The 15,688-nt window shown below is 67.2% G+C and carries 14 protein-coding genes; 6 read left to right on the forward strand and 8 right to left on the reverse strand.

Annotated features, from left to right (window positions below):
- From AC04MI_RS11030 to AC04MI_RS11040, 3 genes are all read left to right on the forward strand, one after another.
- The coding region (locus AC04MI_RS11030; protein WP_476497795.1) for an efflux RND transporter permease subunit at nucleotides 1–466 on the forward strand (466 nt) is incomplete at its 5' end.
- Between the two features lie 825 nt (nucleotides 467–1,291).
- On the forward strand, nucleotides 1,292–4,465 hold the full coding sequence (locus AC04MI_RS11035; RefSeq protein WP_436077821.1) for an efflux RND transporter permease subunit: 3,174 nt from the start codon (nucleotides 1,292–1,294) through the stop codon (nucleotides 4,463–4,465).
- Complete coding sequence (locus tag AC04MI_RS11040) at nucleotides 4,462–5,925, forward strand: efflux transporter outer membrane subunit (RefSeq protein WP_436077822.1); 1,464 nt, start codon at nucleotides 4,462–4,464, stop codon at nucleotides 5,923–5,925. The genes AC04MI_RS11035 and AC04MI_RS11040 overlap by 4 nt, the downstream gene beginning before the upstream one ends.
- Nucleotides 5,926–5,941: 16 nt before the next feature.
- Here the strand turns inward: AC04MI_RS11040 and AC04MI_RS11045 are convergent, their stop codons facing one another.
- The 7 genes from AC04MI_RS11045 to AC04MI_RS11075 are packed head-to-tail and all read right to left on the reverse strand — an operon-like array spanning nucleotide 5,942 to nucleotide 10,710.
- The gene (locus AC04MI_RS11045) at nucleotides 5,942–6,817 is read right to left on the reverse strand and encodes a LytR/AlgR family response regulator transcription factor (RefSeq protein ID WP_436077823.1); all 876 of its coding nucleotides are present in this window, start codon (nucleotides 6,815–6,817) and stop codon (nucleotides 5,942–5,944) included.
- A complete protein-coding gene (locus AC04MI_RS11050; protein ID WP_476497796.1) occupies nucleotides 6,814–7,902 on the reverse strand; it encodes a sensor histidine kinase in 1,089 nt (362 codons plus the stop codon). The genes AC04MI_RS11045 and AC04MI_RS11050 overlap by 4 nt, the downstream gene beginning before the upstream one ends.
- On the reverse strand, nucleotides 7,899–8,189 hold the full coding sequence (locus tag AC04MI_RS11055) for a 2TM domain-containing protein (protein ID WP_056748347.1): 291 nt from the start codon (nucleotides 8,187–8,189) through the stop codon (nucleotides 7,899–7,901). Before AC04MI_RS11055 ends, AC04MI_RS11050 begins: the two co-directional genes overlap by 4 nt.
- Before the next feature lie 57 nt (nucleotides 8,190–8,246).
- Nucleotides 8,247–9,323: an alpha/beta hydrolase family protein gene (locus tag AC04MI_RS11060; RefSeq protein WP_436077824.1), complete on the reverse strand. Its 1,077-nt coding sequence runs from the start codon at nucleotides 9,321–9,323 to the stop codon at nucleotides 8,247–8,249.
- A 37-nt stretch (nucleotides 9,324–9,360) separates the two neighbouring features.
- Nucleotides 9,361–9,654 carry a 2TM domain-containing protein gene (locus AC04MI_RS11065; protein ID WP_436077825.1) on the reverse strand — a complete coding sequence of 98 codons (294 nt, stop codon included), beginning with the start codon at nucleotides 9,652–9,654 and terminating at the stop codon, nucleotides 9,361–9,363.
- A gap of 35 nt (nucleotides 9,655–9,689) precedes the next feature.
- Entirely contained in the window at nucleotides 9,690–10,259 is a 570-nt protein-coding gene (locus AC04MI_RS11070) for a DUF6622 family protein (protein WP_060985379.1), read from the reverse strand.
- 40 nt (nucleotides 10,260–10,299) lie between these two features.
- Complete coding sequence (locus AC04MI_RS11075) at nucleotides 10,300–10,710, reverse strand: DUF2306 domain-containing protein (RefSeq protein WP_436077826.1); 411 nt, start codon at nucleotides 10,708–10,710, stop codon at nucleotides 10,300–10,302.
- Between the two features lie 217 nt (nucleotides 10,711–10,927).
- On the opposite strand from AC04MI_RS11075, the gene AC04MI_RS11080 reads away from it, so the two are divergent.
- The 3 genes from AC04MI_RS11080 to AC04MI_RS11090 all read left to right on the forward strand — a co-directional run bounded on the left by AC04MI_RS11080 (nucleotide 10,928) and on the right by AC04MI_RS11090 (nucleotide 14,151).
- Complete coding sequence (locus AC04MI_RS11080) at nucleotides 10,928–11,752, forward strand: undecaprenyl-diphosphate phosphatase (protein WP_476497797.1); 825 nt, start codon at nucleotides 10,928–10,930, stop codon at nucleotides 11,750–11,752.
- A 10-nt stretch (nucleotides 11,753–11,762) separates the two neighbouring features.
- Nucleotides 11,763–12,656: a MipA/OmpV family protein gene (locus AC04MI_RS11085; protein WP_436077827.1), complete on the forward strand. Its 894-nt coding sequence runs from the start codon at nucleotides 11,763–11,765 to the stop codon at nucleotides 12,654–12,656.
- A gap of 169 nt (nucleotides 12,657–12,825) precedes the next feature.
- Nucleotides 12,826–14,151 (forward strand): diguanylate cyclase domain-containing protein, encoded by a 1,326-nt coding sequence (locus tag AC04MI_RS11090; RefSeq protein WP_476497798.1) that lies wholly within the window; start codon nucleotides 12,826–12,828, stop codon nucleotides 14,149–14,151.
- 48 nt (nucleotides 14,152–14,199) lie between these two features.
- Here the strand turns inward: AC04MI_RS11090 and AC04MI_RS11095 are convergent, their stop codons facing one another.
- Nucleotides 14,200–15,687 carry an FAD-binding oxidoreductase gene (locus AC04MI_RS11095; protein WP_436077829.1) on the reverse strand — a complete coding sequence of 496 codons (1,488 nt, stop codon included), beginning with the start codon at nucleotides 15,685–15,687 and terminating at the stop codon, nucleotides 14,200–14,202.
- Nucleotide 15,688: the final 1 nt, after the last annotated feature.

Below are 15,688 nucleotides of genomic sequence, written 5' to 3' on the forward strand. Positions count from 1 at the left end.
GTATGAGAGCACGGTGCACCCGGTCACGATCTTGTCCACGCTGCCCTCCGCTGGGGTAGGGGCGTTGCTGGCGCTGATGGCGGCGCGGCTGGACTTGGACATCATCGCCATCATCGGCATCGTGCTGCTGATCGGCATCGTGAAGAAGAACGCGATCMTGATSATCGACTTTGCGCTGGAGGCGCAGCGGGACGAAGGCCTGAGTGCGCGCGATGCGATCTACCAGGCGTGTCTGTTGCGGTTCCGGCCCATTTTGATGACGACGTTGGCGGCCTTGCTGGGGGCGTTGCCGATGATGTTGGGGACGGGGGTGGGCAGCGAGTTGCGGCATCCGCTGGGGGTGACGATGGTGGGAGGGCTGATCCTGAGTCAGTTGCTCACGCTGTTTACGACCCCGGTGATTTACCTCACGTTTGAGGGGTGGGCGCAGCGGTGGCGTGGGCGTTCCGAGGTTGTGAATGCCTGAAGCGTTGCTGTTTATGAATGGCGTGCTTGGTTTGAGCCCGGGAGCCGGGTTGTCGCCCCGGCGGGCGAGGTACTTTTCTTTGCTTCGCCAAAGAAAAGTACCCAAAAGAAAGGCGACCCCCAGTCTGCGACCCCTTCGCGTTGCGAAGGGGCAAACCTGCGGCGTGTCGGTTGCGGGGTGCGCCGTGGAACTCACTGCGCTGCGTTGCAGCTTCGTTCAGACATCCACGGCGAGTCAGAGCACGAAGCATGGGCGCTCCGACGCCCATGCCACCCCGCAACCGCCCCGCCTCAGGCGCAGCCAGCAGGGGTGGGGCAGCCGAACAGCCGAACAGCCAACATCCGTTCGGGCCATTGCTTCGCTCGGCCCAGATTTCGCAGCGCGTGGTGTTTGCGCCCGCGAGATGGGGCCGAGCGAAGCAAAGGCCCGGGGGGATGTTTGGTTCCCCACTCCCCTCTGGATGCGCCGAGGAGCGCAGCGGGCGGGGTGGTGCGTGTGCCGCAGGACACACGCGCTTCGTGAACTGACTCGCTGCGGCTGTTTGAGCGGAGCGCGCCAGCGCGCAGCGAGTTCCGCAGCGCACCCCGCCCGCGAGCACCGCAGGTTGCCCCGTAGCGAAGCGCAGGGGACGCAGACAGTGGGGTCGCCTTTCTTTTGGGTACTTTTCTTTGGCGAAGCAAAGAAAAGTACCTCGCCTGCCGGGCGACTCCCGGCCTCCGCCCTCCGCATGGGCACGCCGCTTGCTATGTTAGTGATAGCAAAAAGTCCAATAAGCACTAGCGCATCCAGCCAAAAACACCAAAAAACCACCCGGAGAGCCCTCCCATGAGCCTCTCCACTCCCTTCATCCACCGCCCCATCGGCACCATGCTCCTCACCCTGGGCCTGGCCCTGGCGGGTGCGGTGTCGTTCTTCCTGCTGCCCGTGGCGCCGCTGCCGCAGGTGGACTACCCCACCATCTCGGTCAGCGCCAGCCTGCCCGGTGCCAGCCCCGACACCATGGCCGCCACCGTCGCCACGCCGCTGGAGCGGTCGCTGGGCGCCATCGCGGGTGTCACCGAGATCACCTCGCGCTCCATTCTGGGCAGCACTTCCATCACGCTGCAGTTCGACCTGGATCGCAACGTGGACAGCGCCGCGCGCGATGTGCAGGCCGCCATCAACGCCGCGCGCACGCTGCTGCCCACGGGCATGCCCAGCAACCCGACCTACCGCAAGGTCAACCCGGCCGACTCGCCCATCATGATCCTGGCGCTCACGTCGGACCTGCTCACACGCGGGCAGATGTACGACGCGGCATCTACCGTGCTGGCGCAAAAGCTCTCGCAGGTCGAGGGTGTGGGCCAGGCCACGGTCAGCGGCGGCGCGCTGCCTGCCGTGCGTGTGGAGCTGGACCCGGTGCGGCTGGCGTCCAACGGCATCTCGCTGGAACAGGTGCGCAGCGCCATCGTCAGCACCAACGCCAACCGCCCGCTGGGCGCGGTGGAGCGGGAAGACCACTACTGGCAGGTGGCCACCAACGACCAGGCCCGTGTGGCGGCCGACTACGCGCCCCTGGTGCTGCGCTGGAAGAACGGGCAGGCCGTGCGCCTGCAGGACGTGGCCGAGGTGGTGGACTCGGTGCAGGACGTGCGCAACTTCGGCGTGGCCAATGGCAAGCCGGCGGTGCTGCTGCAGGTGTACAAGCAGCCCGGCGCCAACATCCTCGAAGCCGTGGAGCGCGTGCGATCGCTGCTGCCCGCGCTGCAGGCCTCCATCCCGGCGGCCATCGACATCGAGGTGGTGTCCGACCGCACACCCACGCTGCGGGCTTCCGTCAAGGAGGTGGAGCGCGCGCTGCTGATCGCCGTGGCGCTGGTGGTGCTGGTGGTGTTCCTGTTCTTGCGCAACGGGCGTGCCACGCTCATCCCCAGCGTGGCGGTGCCGGTGTCGCTGGCAGGCACGTTTGGTGTGATGTACCTGGCAGGCTACACGCTCGACAACCTCTCGCTGATGGCGCTCACGGTGGCCACAGGCTTTGTGGTGGACGACGCCATCGTGGTGCTGGAGAACATCATGCGCCACATGGAGCGGGGCAAGACCGCGCTGCGGGCGTCGCTCGACGGTGCGCGCGAGATCGGCTTCACGGTGGTGTCGATGAGCATCTCGCTCATTGCAGTGTTTGTGCCCATCCTGTTCATGGGCGGCATCGTGGGGCGGTTTTTCCGCGAGTTCGCCATCGTCATGTCCTCGGCCATCCTAGTGTCGATGGTGGTGTCGCTCACCACCACGCCCATGATGTGCGCCGCGCTGCTCAAGCCCCACAGTCCGGCAACGGCGCGGCGCAGGGGCTGGGCTGCGGCCTTCAGCCATCGGATCGGTCGCTGGGTGGATCGTATGCAGGTGCGGGGCATGCGCCTGTACCGCCGCAGCCTGGCCTGGTGCCTGCGCCACCAGCCCGTGGCCCTGCTGGCACTGGTGTGTGTGGTGGGGCTCAACGTGTACCTCTACACCGCCATCGACAAGGGCTTCATGCCCGAGCAGGACACCGGGCGCATCTCGGGCTTCATCCGGGCCGACCAGGCCACGTCCTACCAGGCCATGGAGCAGCGGCTGCAGCGTTTCCTGTCCATCGTGCAGGCCGACCCGGCCGTGGAGCATGTGACCGGCTTCACCGGTGGCTGGCAGCGCAACGCAGCGCAGATGTTCATGACGCTCAAGCGCGGGCCCGGGCAGGAGAGCTCCGAAGCTGTGATAACGCGGCTGCGCGAGCAACTCAAGAACGAGCCGGGCGCGCGCCTTTTCATGGTGCCGCAGCGTGACATCCGCATTGGCGGGCGGCAGAGCGGTGCCTCGTTCGACTACACCCTGCAGGCCGACGACATTGGCGACCTGCGCACCTGGGAGCCACGCATCCGCCAGGTGCTGAGCCAGCTGCCCGAGCTGGAGGACGTGAACAGCGACGTGCAGGACTTTGGCCTGCAGACCTCGCTTGTCATCGACCGCGATGCCGTGACCCGGATGGGCCTGACCATGGCGCAGATCGACGCCACACTCAACAACGCCTTCGGCCAGCGCCAGGTGGGCGTGATCTACAACCCGCTCAACCAGTACCGCGTGGTCATGGAGGCCGCGCCGCGCTACCTGCAGAACCCCGAGACGCTGCGCGGATTTTTCTTCGTCAACAGCCAGGGCCAGCAGATTCCGCTCACAGCGTTTGCGCGCATCACCACCACCAATACGCCGCTGTCGGTCAACCACGACCGGGGCACGCCCGCCAGCAGCATCAGCTTCAGCCTGGCGCAGGGGGTGTCGCTGTCGCAGGCCACCGAGGCGGTGAACAACGCGGTGGCCGAGCTGGGCGTGCCGGTGTCGGTGCGTGGCTCGTTCAGCGGCACGGCAGGGGCGTTCCAGGACGCGCTGGCGGGTCAGCCATTGCTGATCCTGGCAGCCATCATCACCATCTACCTGGTGCTGGGCATGTTGTACGAGAGCCTGGTGCACCCCATCACCATCCTGTCCACACTACCCTCCGCGGGTGTGGGCGCGTTGCTGGCGCTCATGCTGTTCAAGACCGAGTTCTCGCTCATCGCACTCATTGGCGTGATCCTGCTGATCGGCATCGTGAAGAAGAACGCGATCATGATGATTGACTTTGCCCTCACGCGGCAACGCCAGCAGGGGCAGCCGGGCCGGGCGCCCGTCACAGCCGCGCAGGCCATCTACCGCGCCTGCAACCTGCGGTTGCGCCCCATTTTGATGACCACCGTGGCCGCCATCTTTGGGGCCCTGCCGCTGGCCCTGGGGCGGGGCGATGGTGCAGAGCTGCGCCAGCCGCTGGGCATTGCGATTGTGGGCGGCCTGCTGGTAAGCCAGTGGCTCACGCTCTACACCACGCCGGTGGTGTATGTGGCGCTCGACCGGCTGCGTGCGCGCGTGCTGCGGGCGGTGGGGCGGCGCCGCAAGCCAGCGGGCGCCGCGCCTGCGGCCCCGGTGTTATTGCAAGGAAACGACGGATGACCTCTTTCATTTTTTCACGCCAGGTCACCTGGCCTGCGTTGCTGGCCAGCGGCCTGTGGCTGGCGGGCTGCGCGCAGACGCCGCCGTACGAGCGGCCCACCATGGACATTCCTGCCGCTTACAAAGAGCAGGCCGCCGCCCAGGCCCAGGGTATCTGGAAGCCTGCGCAGCCACAGGTCTCCACCGCCTTGCCCGAGACTTGGTGGACCGTGTACGGCGACGCTGTGCTGGACCGCCTGCAGCAGCAGGCCGAGGCCAACAGCCCCACCCTGGCGCAGAGCGCTGCCCGCCTGCGCGCGGCGCAGGCGGCTGTGACCAGCAGTGGCGCTGCGGCCTTGCCCACCGTGGGGGCCAATGCCAGCAGCAGCCGCGCGCGCAGCGGCACGCAGCTGAGCAATCAGGGGGATGGCAGCAGCACCGCGCGCATCAGCACCAGCCATTCGCTGGGCCTGTCTGCCAGCTGGGAGCTGGACCTGTGGGGCCGCATCTCTGCCGGGGTGAGTGCGGCGCAGGCCAGCGCCCAGGCCAGCGCCGACGACCTGGCCGCTGCGCGGCTGTCGGTGCAGGCTGCAGTGGCGCAGACATATTTTTCGCTGCGCGCGGCCGAGGCCCAGGCTGCGCTGCTGGGCGAGACGCTCAAGGCCTACGACCGCAGCTGGGAGCTGACGCGCAACCGCCAGGCGGCCGGTGTGGCGTCCAGCGCCGACGTGGCGCAGGCCGAGGCGCAGTACAAGTCCACCCAGGTGCAGCTGCTGGAGGCCCAAACCACGCGCAGCCAGCTGGAGCACGCGCTGGCGGCGCTGCTGGGGCAGGCGCCTGCCGCCTTTGCGCTGGAGCCCACGGCCACGTTGCCCGCACCGGCCGACGTGCCCCAGGCCTTGCCGTCCGACCTGCTGCAGCGCCGCCCCGATATTGCCGCTGCAGAACGCCGCGTGGCGGCGGCCAACGCGCAGATCGGCGTGGCGCGTGCGGCGTATTTCCCCACGCTCACGCTGTCGGCAGCGGGGGGCTTCCGGGGATCGCCCCTGGCCGACCTGTTCAGCGCGCCCAACCTGTTCTGGTCGCTGGGGCCTGCACTGGCGGCGTCAATTTTTGATGGCGGCGCGCGCAGTGCTGCCGTAGAGACGGCCCGCGCCAACCACGCGCAGGTCACGGCCGCCTACCGCCAGACGGTGCTGACCGCGCTGCAGGAGGTGGAGGACAACCTCACGGCCGCCGCGGCGCTGGCGCAGGAGGAACAACTGCAGCGCGAGGCCACCGCCGCCGCCCAGCGTGCGCTGGACGTGGTGGAGAACCAGTACCGTGCGGGCACCGTGGGTTACCTGAATGTGCTCGCGGCCCAGACCACCGTGCTGTCGTCACAGCGCAGCCTGATCGACGTGAAGAGCCGCCGCCTGACGGCAGTGAATGCGCTGTTGAAGAATGTGGCTGGGCGCTGGGAGGCGCTGCCGCCCGCTTGAAGCCCGCGTCAGGCCCCTACATGGCCTTGAACAGGTGCGCGTAGAGGCGGCTCACCGGCAGCCGCTCGGGCCGCCCGCGCAGGCTGATGTGCTGCTTGCCCGCCTCGTCGCGCGTGACGGTGGCAATGGCCGTGGCGCGCACCAGGGTGCTGCGGTGCACCTGCCAGAACTCCTGCGGGTCGAGCTGCTCGATCAGCTCCTTGAGCGCAGTGCGGATCAGGTATTCACGCTCGGCCGTGAGCACGCGCACGTACTTGTCGGCCGCCTCGAAGTACACAACGTCCGCCACCGGCACCATGTGGATCTGCGTGCCATGGCTGGCCTGGATCACGTTCAGCCGCGTTGCGGCGGTGGCAGGCGCGGCGGCGGGTGCAGTGCCCACGCCGGGAGCGCCCAGCAGCGCGCGCAGCTGGGCCATGGTGGCTTCGAGTTCGGGTGAGGGCAACGCCGCCGAAGGTGCAGCGGGTGGTGCACCGGTTGCTGCAACGGCTGAGACACGCTGGGCCAGCAGGCCCTGTACCTTGGCCACGGTGCGCGCCAGCCGGTCGGCCTGGATGGGTTTGAGCAGGTAGTCCACCGCCTGCGCTTCAAACGCCTGCACGGCGTACTGGTCGTAGGCCGTGGCAAACACCAGCGCCGGAAAGGGCAGGTCATCCGGCCATGCGTCGGCCAGTTCGGCGGCCGCCTCGATGCCGCTCTGGCCGGGCATGCGGATGTCGAAGAACAGCACGTCGGGCCGCAAGTCCAGCGCCTGCCGCACCGCCGAGCGGCCGTCGCCCACCAGGGCCACCACTTGCAGCTCTGGCCATGCGCGGGCCAGGTCTTGCTGCAGGGCAGCGGCCAGCAGCGGTTCGTCTTCGGCAATCAGGGCACGCGGGGCTCGCTCTGTCATGGTGTGGCGGCAGATTTCAAGGGAAACGTGACGGTAGCGCTAGTGCCATTTGGCTCTATTGCTATCAATTCAAGAGCGCCTGCAGCACCGTGCAGCGTGGCCAAGCGCTCGCGCACCTGGGCCAGGCCAAAGCTCTGGCCGGGGCCTGGGACGGGCAGGGTGGCGGGAAGGCCCGCACCGGTGTCTTGTACCTCGATGACCAGCAACAGGCCTTGGGGGCTTGCCTGGGTGCTGGCACGCACGGTGATGTGGCCGCCTTCCACCTKGGGCTCSAGCCCGTGGCGGATGSYGTTTTCCACCAGCGGCTGCAGCAGCAGCGGYGGCACGGGCACGTCGCGCAGCGTGTCGGGCAGGTCCAGTGTGTAGGCCATGCGTGGGCCCATGCGCACGGCCATCAGCTCCAGATAGTCGCGCAGGCGCTCAAACTCCAGCGCCAGCGGGTGTTGGGTGCTGCGCGATGCGCTGAGCGTGGCGCGCAGGTAGGCAATCATGCGGTCCAGCATGTGCTGCGCCCGGGACGGGTCGGTGCCTATGAGCACGCGCAGGTTGGCCAGGGTGTTGAACAGCATGTGAGGTTCCAGCTGGGTCTCCAACAGCTTCAGGCGCGATTCGCTGGCGTGCATGCGCGCCTCGGCCATCTTGCTCTCCAAGTAGGCCGACTTGTTGACGGCGTAGAAGTAGAACGTGCCCACCAGCCCGGCAATGGCCGTGATGAGGATGGACGTGCGCTGGTCTGCACCGGAGATCAACGCCCCCGGCGGGTAGAAGTGAAAGTAGTGCACGCACAGCGCGTCGGCCAGCAAGGTGCCCGCCAGGTAACCCACGACGATGCCCACCAGGACCAGCGCAATGCCCTGCCAGCCGTGTGGCCAGCCCGTTTCGGCGGCGGACGGTATCAACTCCCGCCCCAGGTCGATGATGGCCCAGGTGAAGGTGCCGATCAGCACCGAATACACCACGGGCGGCCCATAGGGCTTGTCGGGCATGAACGTGCACTGGATGGTGGCCACGACCAGTGTGAAGGCCACCACCTGCAGGTAGTGCCGCAGCTTGCTGACCCCGTTGAACTCGTGGCGCAGCTTCATGGCCGGTCTTGGCGGCGCTGCAGGGCCTCGCGCTCGCGCTGCACCATGCGCTCGCGCAGGCCGCTGCCGGAGCCCAGCAGAAACACCGACACCCCATGCAGCACCAGCCCCAGCCCCCAGCCCAGCAGCGGGTACACCGACCACGGGCGTGTGCCAAACGCATAGCGCGACATGGCAAAGATGAGGGCGTTGACCAGCACGAAGGCCATCGCATGCAGGTACCAGCCCAGCTTGGCGTTGGCGCGGCGGCGGGCGAGTTGGTCGAGGTCTTCGGGTGTCATGGGCATGGAGCTTTGCATTCTAGGCGGCTCAATGGGCGCAGCAACGCGTCCGCACGGGTGCTGTCATGGGCGTGGCGTGAGTGAGACCGGCTTGAGCGGCTGCAGGTGCTTGGCAAAGAATGCCACGGTGCTTGCGTCCACCTGCGGCAGTACGCTGCGGTCAAAACCGGGCGGGTCGCCCAGCAGCGCGCGGGTCAGGTCGTTCATGCGGTCCAGCGGTGGCATGGGCGACAGCATGATGCCGTGGCTGCCGTCCTGGAGGTCGGCAATGTGCGTGCAGCGGTCCTGGCACGCGGCCAGCACGGCATTGCTGTGAAAGCGTGGAATCTGGTTGACGTCCTTGCCCGCAGTGATGAGCCCCAGCGCGATGCGGGGGGTAGTCAGGCTGTCCATGTCGAAGTCGGCCGCAAACGGCACCACGGCCACCGTGGCCGCCACGCGCGGGTCGGTGTGTGCATGCAGCGTCTCGTCGCCAAAGCGGTGGCGGATGATGGTGATGGCCACGGCCTTCTTGATGCCGTCCAGCCAGTTGCCGTGCAGGCGGGTGGTGAAGCCGACGCAGGACGAAAAATCCTCCGCCAGATGGGCCTCGCAGTGCTGCTTGAAGCGGGCGGGAGACCATTGCCCCCCGGCAAACACCAGGGCGGTGTGGCCCCCGGCCGAACCACCGAACACGCCCACCTTGTCCAGCGCCAGCAGCGGCGCCAGGAGCGCATCCTGTGCGACGGCATCTACTGCGCGGGAGACCTCGGCGGGGCGGCGCTTCCAGCTCTCCGGGCCAGGGGTGGAGTGGTCTTTGTAGTTGTCGCCCGCATGCTCTGGCAGGGCCACCACAAACCCGGCCTGCACCAGTGCGCGGGCCAGGTGGGTGTGCACCCAGGGGCTACCGCCCGAGCCGTGCGACACCACCACCAGACGGCCGTTGCCCGCCACGGGTGTGCCCTGCCAGGCCAGCTGCAGCGCAAAAGGGCCGCGTTGCACGGGCTGGTCGGCCTCTTGTGCCGGATAGAACACCGTGACGGGGCCGTCGCCCTGTTGCCCGGGCAACTCTGCGAGCCCCACGCCTGCATGGGCGGGGCTGGCCGTGATGACGGCTGCGGCCAGCAAGGCCAGGCACCAGGCCATCCAGGTTTTTGTCATGGCCGTGTTTTTGTTGGGAGGAGTCATCATCAGCCGATCAGCGGGGGGTTTGTGCAGCAGCCAGTCGGTCGCGTTCCGTCTGCACCATGCGCTCGTGCAGGTCGCTGCCACCCGCAAGAACGAACACCACCACGCCATGGATGGCCAGGCCGATGCCCCAGCCAAGGGCTGGGAACACCGCCCAGTGCCGCCCGCTGCCCACCGACAGTGCGACCAGCAGCAGATTGACGAGCAGGTACACGCTGGCATGGATGTACCAGCCCATTTTGGCCCCGGCACGGCGGCGTGCCAGACGTTCGAGGGGATCGGTAGTGAAGGTGTGGTTGCGCATGGGGTGCTCCTGTGCTGAGGGATCGTTACGGGGGCTCAGGCGGTGGCGGGTGATGTGGCCAAGGGGGCGCTGCGTTGCACCAGCTTCCACAGCCGCAGCGCGCGGGCCGCAAACAGGCCGTTGAACACGCCATACAGCGCAGCGATCTGCAATGCAAATCCGCTGTCACGGGCCAGGGCGGGTTGCAGGGCCAGTTCCACCCCCACGAGGTATTTGGTGAGAAAGATGCCCAGGATCAGGGCCAGCGGCATGGCGCTGCCGGGAATGTAGAAGCAGCGCGACTTGCTTTCGTACAGCGTGCCCTGGGGCGCCGCTGGTTGCAGCCACAGCGCCACGCCGGCAATCAGCACGGCGGCGGCCAGCCAGGCGCCCACCGGCAGCAGGGCCTGGCCCGCAGCGCCAAAGGCCGAGGCGATGCCGTACACCGACAGGCCGGTCATCGCCACCGGCATGACCATGGCCCGCACCAGACTCACGTTGCGGGCCAGCAGCTGGCTGCCGCCCAGCCAGAGCAGACCGGCCAGCAGGGCCCAGACCCAGTAGGGCGTGTTTTCGATGATGCGACCCAGCATCTGGGGTTGTTGGACAAGGAGGTTGAGCAGCATGGTGGTCGTCCTGTTGTAAACAATGAATAGAGGGGTGGGGTCAGATCAGTCCGAGTGCGGACCAGACCGTGTGGCCCAGAAAACGGTCGGGCAGCAGCGTGAAGCCGCCAGCCACCACACAGGCGCCGATGTAGGTGCGTTGCATCATCTTGCGGTGGCCGACGATGTTGTGGCGGGCGAGGAACACAAAGGCCATGGCCAACATGCCCAGGGTGACGGGGATCAGCAGGTGAATCAGACCGAAGCTGCCCCAGCGCGGGCCGGGGCCGCCGGTGATGAAGAGGGCTGACACGGCGGTGGCAACCATCAGCGTGACCCAGGCGTAGCCGGCCGCGCGGTGCAGGCGGGGGCGCTGCGTGGCCCCTTGGCGGGCCCACAGGGCAATGGGGCCGATGGCAACGGCCGCCAGCGCGGCTGCAAGATGGATGGCGATGACGGGGGTGATTTGCATGGCGGGGCTCCTGGCGGGTTCGATGGAACGAACTGTGCCGATGCCCTTCCCGGGGCGCCACAGCCCTGCGACGAAATGCAGCCCACCGGGCGTGAAATGCCGCCACGCGGAGTGAGTGGTGGGCGGATTGGGCCGCCAGAAGCAACGCGGCGGGCGTTTTGCCAGGGGGGCTGGAGCCCACGGCGGATAATCCCGCACCTATTTGCAAGGAGTGCGCGTGGACGTTGTATTGCTGGTCAAGGCCGCCATCATGGGGGTCGTCGAGGGGTTGACGGAGTTTTTGCCCATCTCTTCCACCGGGCACCTGATCCTGGCCGGGTCACTGCTGGGGTTTGACGATGCCAAGGCCAAGGTGTTTGACATTGCCATCCAGACSGGYGCSATYTTYGCGGTGATCCTGGTGTACTGGGCCAAGATCCGCTCCACGCTGGTCGCCTTGCCCACCGAGCGCCAGGCTCAGCGGTTTGCGCTCAACGTGTTCATCGCCTTCGTGCCTGCCGTGGTGCTGGGGCTGCTGTTTGGCAAGGCCATCAAGGCACACCTGTTCACACCGGTGGTCGTGGCCAGCACCTTCATCATTGGTGGCTTCATCATCCTGTGGGCCGAGCGGCGGCCGCCCTCGGCCACCCGCATCCACAGCGTGGATGCAATGACGCCGCTCGATGCCATCAAGGTCGGCCTGGTGCAGTGCCTGGCCATGATTCCTGGCACCAGCCGCAGCGGCGCGACCATCATCGGAGGCATGCTGCTGGGCCTGTCGCGCCAGGCGGCGACGGACTTTTCGTTCTTCCTGGCCATCCCCACGTTGATTGGCGCCGGGGTATACAGCCTGTACAAAGAGCGCGCGCTGCTGTCGGCGGCCGACATTCCGCTGTTTGCCACGGGGCTGGTGTTCTCCTTCMTCAGCGCSTGGCTSTGYGTGCGCTGGTTGTTGCGCTACATCAGCAGTCACAGTTTTGTGCCGTTTGCTTACTACCGCATCGTGTTCGGCGTCATCGTTCTGGTGACCGCGTGGACCGGCTGGGTGCAGTGGGCCGACTGATAATCGGGCCATGCGTTTCATTACCGGTCGGGTCTCCTTTCCCTTGATTTCCTTGCGGGCGCTGGCACTCGCCGGCTTGTCGGTCAGCCCCTGGGTGGGCGCCCAAGGCTTGCCAGAGGCGGCCAGCACCGAAAGCACGGTGTCCGACAAGGCAGAGAGCCAGCAGGCTGCGGCTCCCAAATTCAACTACGCGATCGGCGCCATCGTGGGCAGCAGCCCCGACTACGCCGGGGGCGATGGCCGCAAGAACAGCCTGCGGCCCGCCTGGGCCATCGAGTACGGCCGGTTTCGCCTGAGCACTTCGCGCGGCAGCGCCTTCATGGGCCACGGCCTGGGGCCCCGCGAGTCCGGCGCCAGCGCCACGCTGGCGCAGAGCGACCGCTTCAGCCTGAGTGCAGCCTTGCGCATTGACAAGGGCCGTGACGGGTCGGATGCCCCCATCCTGGTGGGGTTGCCGTCAGTGCGGTCCACCCTGCGGGCACGGATCAGCGCGGGTTATGCCATCACCGACCGCTGGGCCGTGGGGGCCGGGGTTTCGCAAGACATCCTGGGCCGCGACGGGGGCGCGCAATGGTCTACCAGCATTGGCTACACCTGGCCCGTGACGGAGCAGACCAAGGTCAGCTTCGGGGCGGGCGCGAGCTTTGGGGACCGCACCTACGTGCGGGGGCATTTTGGGGTGCCGGCCGGTGGCAGCAGCCCCTTGCCTGCGTTCGAGCCACGCGGCGGGCTGTACAGCGTAGATGCCGGGGTGGAGGTGATGACGGCGCTCAACCGGCACTGGGTGGTGCTGGGCGCGGCCCGCGTGTCCCAGCTGCAGGGCGAAGCGCGCCGCAGCCCCTTGACCGTGCAGCCGGTGGGCTATTCGGTCTCCGTGGGGCTGGCCTACCGGTGCTGCCGCTAGGCGCATCCGCTGTGGCAAGGGTTCAACGGGAGCGGTTGTGCCTGGCGAAAGTGCTAAGCTGCCGCTCACAGACAGTTACGCCCAGGCGGCCGCACCCCGTGCCATCACCCTGTCGTGGTGTGTGAAGCTGCCCCTTCGCTGATCCTCTCCCCCACTGGGGTATTGCCGCATGACGCCAGAAGCGCCCGAGTTGTCCACGCACCCGGAGACCGCCCGCCAAAAGGTGTGGTCCAAGGCGGACCTGCTTGATGTGATCACCCGCAGCGCAGGCGCCACCATGGCTGTGATCGACCGCAGCCTGTCGATGATCTATGTGAACGACGAATACGCGCGCTGGTTCGGCACCGTGCCGGAGGAGCTGGTCGGCAAGACACTGGTGGAGGTTTATGGCGAGCAGGACTGCGCCCGGTTCATGCCGTTTGTGAACCGCGTGCTCAGCGGCGAGCGGGTGCAGTACCAGCGCATGCTGCGCACGCCCTACGGCTTTGACGAGTGGCGCACCATCTGCCTGACGCCCTGGCACAACCCGCAAGGCGCGATTGACGGTTTCATCACCACGGCGCTGGACGTGCACGAGCTGCAGGTCACCATGAATGCGCTGCGCGCGGCCAACCAGCGCCTGTCCTCCCACATGGAGAACAGCCCCCTGGCCGTGGTGGAGATGGACCACCAGCTGCAGCTGCTGCATTGCTCGCAGCGCGCGGTGCAGCTGCTGGGATGRCTGCATGTGGCGGGACTGGAAGGGAGGCTGCTGACGGACCTGCTGGCCCCAGCCTCGATGGACGACAGCCTGCAGCAGGCGCTGCAGCGGCTGCAGTCCGGCCAGGAGTCCCAGAACCGGGCCGAAACCTGTTTTGTGCGCAGCGATGGCACAGAGGTGCACTGCGAGTGGTTCAACTCTGCCCTGACCGACGCAGACGGCCAGGTGACCTCCATCATGGCGCTGGTGCAGGATGTTTCCGCCAAGATCCAGATCGCGCGGCAGCAGCACTACCTGGCCAACCACGACTCACTGACCGGGCTGCTCAACCGGGCCGCGTTTCAGGGGCGGCTGGAGCAGTCGCTGCTGCATGCGCGGCACACCGAGGGGTCGGTAGCACTTTTGTTCATTGACCTGGACGGGTTCAAGCACGTGAATGACGCCGAAGGCCACCGCGCGGGCGACGAGGTGCTGCGCATCGTGGCTCAGCGCATCGCCAGCACGGTGCGCGCGGGCGACACCATGGCGCGGCTGGGCGGTGATGAGTTTCTGGTGATGCTGGACCACGAGGTGACCCGCGAAGTGACCGACACCATCGGCCATCGCATCATCGACGCCCTGCAGCAGGGCATGACGGTGGATGGGCGCGAGCTGCGCATTGGCGCCAGCGTTGGTGTGGCGGTGTACCCTCCGCTGGAGGGAGACATCGACGCGCTGATGAACCGTGCCGACCAGGCCATGTACGCTGCCAAACGGGCGGGTAAGGGCCGTCTGCATTACGCGCAGACGGCCTAATCTACCGGGCCTCTTACCGTGCCCCCACGGGGCAGGGGCATCACTGCGTTACGGCAGCCGGATGCTTTGCTGGAAGTGGAAGAAGTTGCCGGGGTCGTAGGCCGCCTTGATCCGCTGAAGCTGCGGGTAGGCCGGGCCCCAGTAGGCGGAGGCAAAGTCGGCCAGCCGCGCATCCGGGTAGTTCTGGTACACGTGGCCGTTCAGGAAGGGTCGCACGAGCTGCATGAAGCCGTCGAGCCAGGCTTCCATCTGGGCGCGCTCCGCCGGGTTGCGCCAGAACACATCCACCACCAGGTCGGCGTCGACATTGCGATGCACAAAGGCGCTGTCGGCCACTGGGTAGCGGTTGATGGCGCCGCCATAGGGCTCCAGATAGGCCAGCGACCAGGGGTTGGGCGACGTCTTGAAGTAGTCGATGATGCGCTGCCAGTCGGCGGGCGAGAGCCGGGTGTTGATGTATCCGCTGGCCTTGGTTTCGGCGATCCCGTCCGGCAGGTTGTCGGGCAGGGTGTAGGGGTGGTCTTCCAGCCACACGTTCATGTCAGGGTAGGTGCCGGTCTTGTCCCCGAGCAGCTGCGCGCTGGGGATTGCCATCAGCGGTGCAATGGCTGCCAGCCCGTCCTCGCGGCTGCCGCAGAACATGCCCTGCACCATGTACACCGGCACACCGTTCTGGAAGCCCAGGTTCATCATGTAGCCCAATGCGTCGGGCGCACCGGTCTTCATGTAGCCGGCCTGCATCAGCGTGAGCACCTGGGCCGCGTGCACGGCGTCCCAGCTGATGGCCCAGGCCCAGACCTGGTCCAGCCGCTGCATGCGGTAGGTCACCTGCAGCACCACGCCAAAGTTGCCGCCCGTGCCGCCGCGCAGGGCCCAGTAAAGGTCGGAATGCTCCTGCGCGCTGGCGGTGACGATGGTGCCATCGGCCAGCGCCACACGGAAGGAATCGACCAGGTCACTCTGGATGCCGAACGCGCGCGATGTGTAGCCGTAGCCGCCACCTTGTACAAAGCCCCCCACGCACACGCTGCCACAGGCGCCCGTGGGCACGTGCCAGCCCGTGTGGTTCATGGCGCCGTTAAAGTGGTCAAAGTCGGTGCCCGGCAGCACGTGCACGCGTTCACGTGCAGGATCCAGCACCACGCCCTGCAAGTCGCTCAGGTCCACCACCATGCCGCTGTTGACCGAGTAGCCCGCGGTGCTGTGGCCACCACAACGCACGGCCACCCACACGCCATAGGTGCGGGCTACGGCCAGGCACTCCAGCACATCGTTCTCGCAGGCGCAGAAGACAATGATCTCCGGATACGACTGAAAGGCTGGGTTTGACTCCTGCCGCGCTGCGTTGTAGTCGGGGCTGGATGGCAGCACGATGCGCCCTACGATGCGCGCCTCCAGAGCGGCCACCGCCTCCCATGTGAGCACCGGCGTGCTGGCCTGCGCAGCGCTCAACGCCGGCTGTTTTGCCGCTAAAGATAAAAAGTGTGCGACGCGTGCGTCTTTGGCAAGGCGGGCCGAACTTTTGCGATGGGCCATG

It is taken from the genome of Acidovorax sp. LjRoot204 (assembly GCF_056175785.1).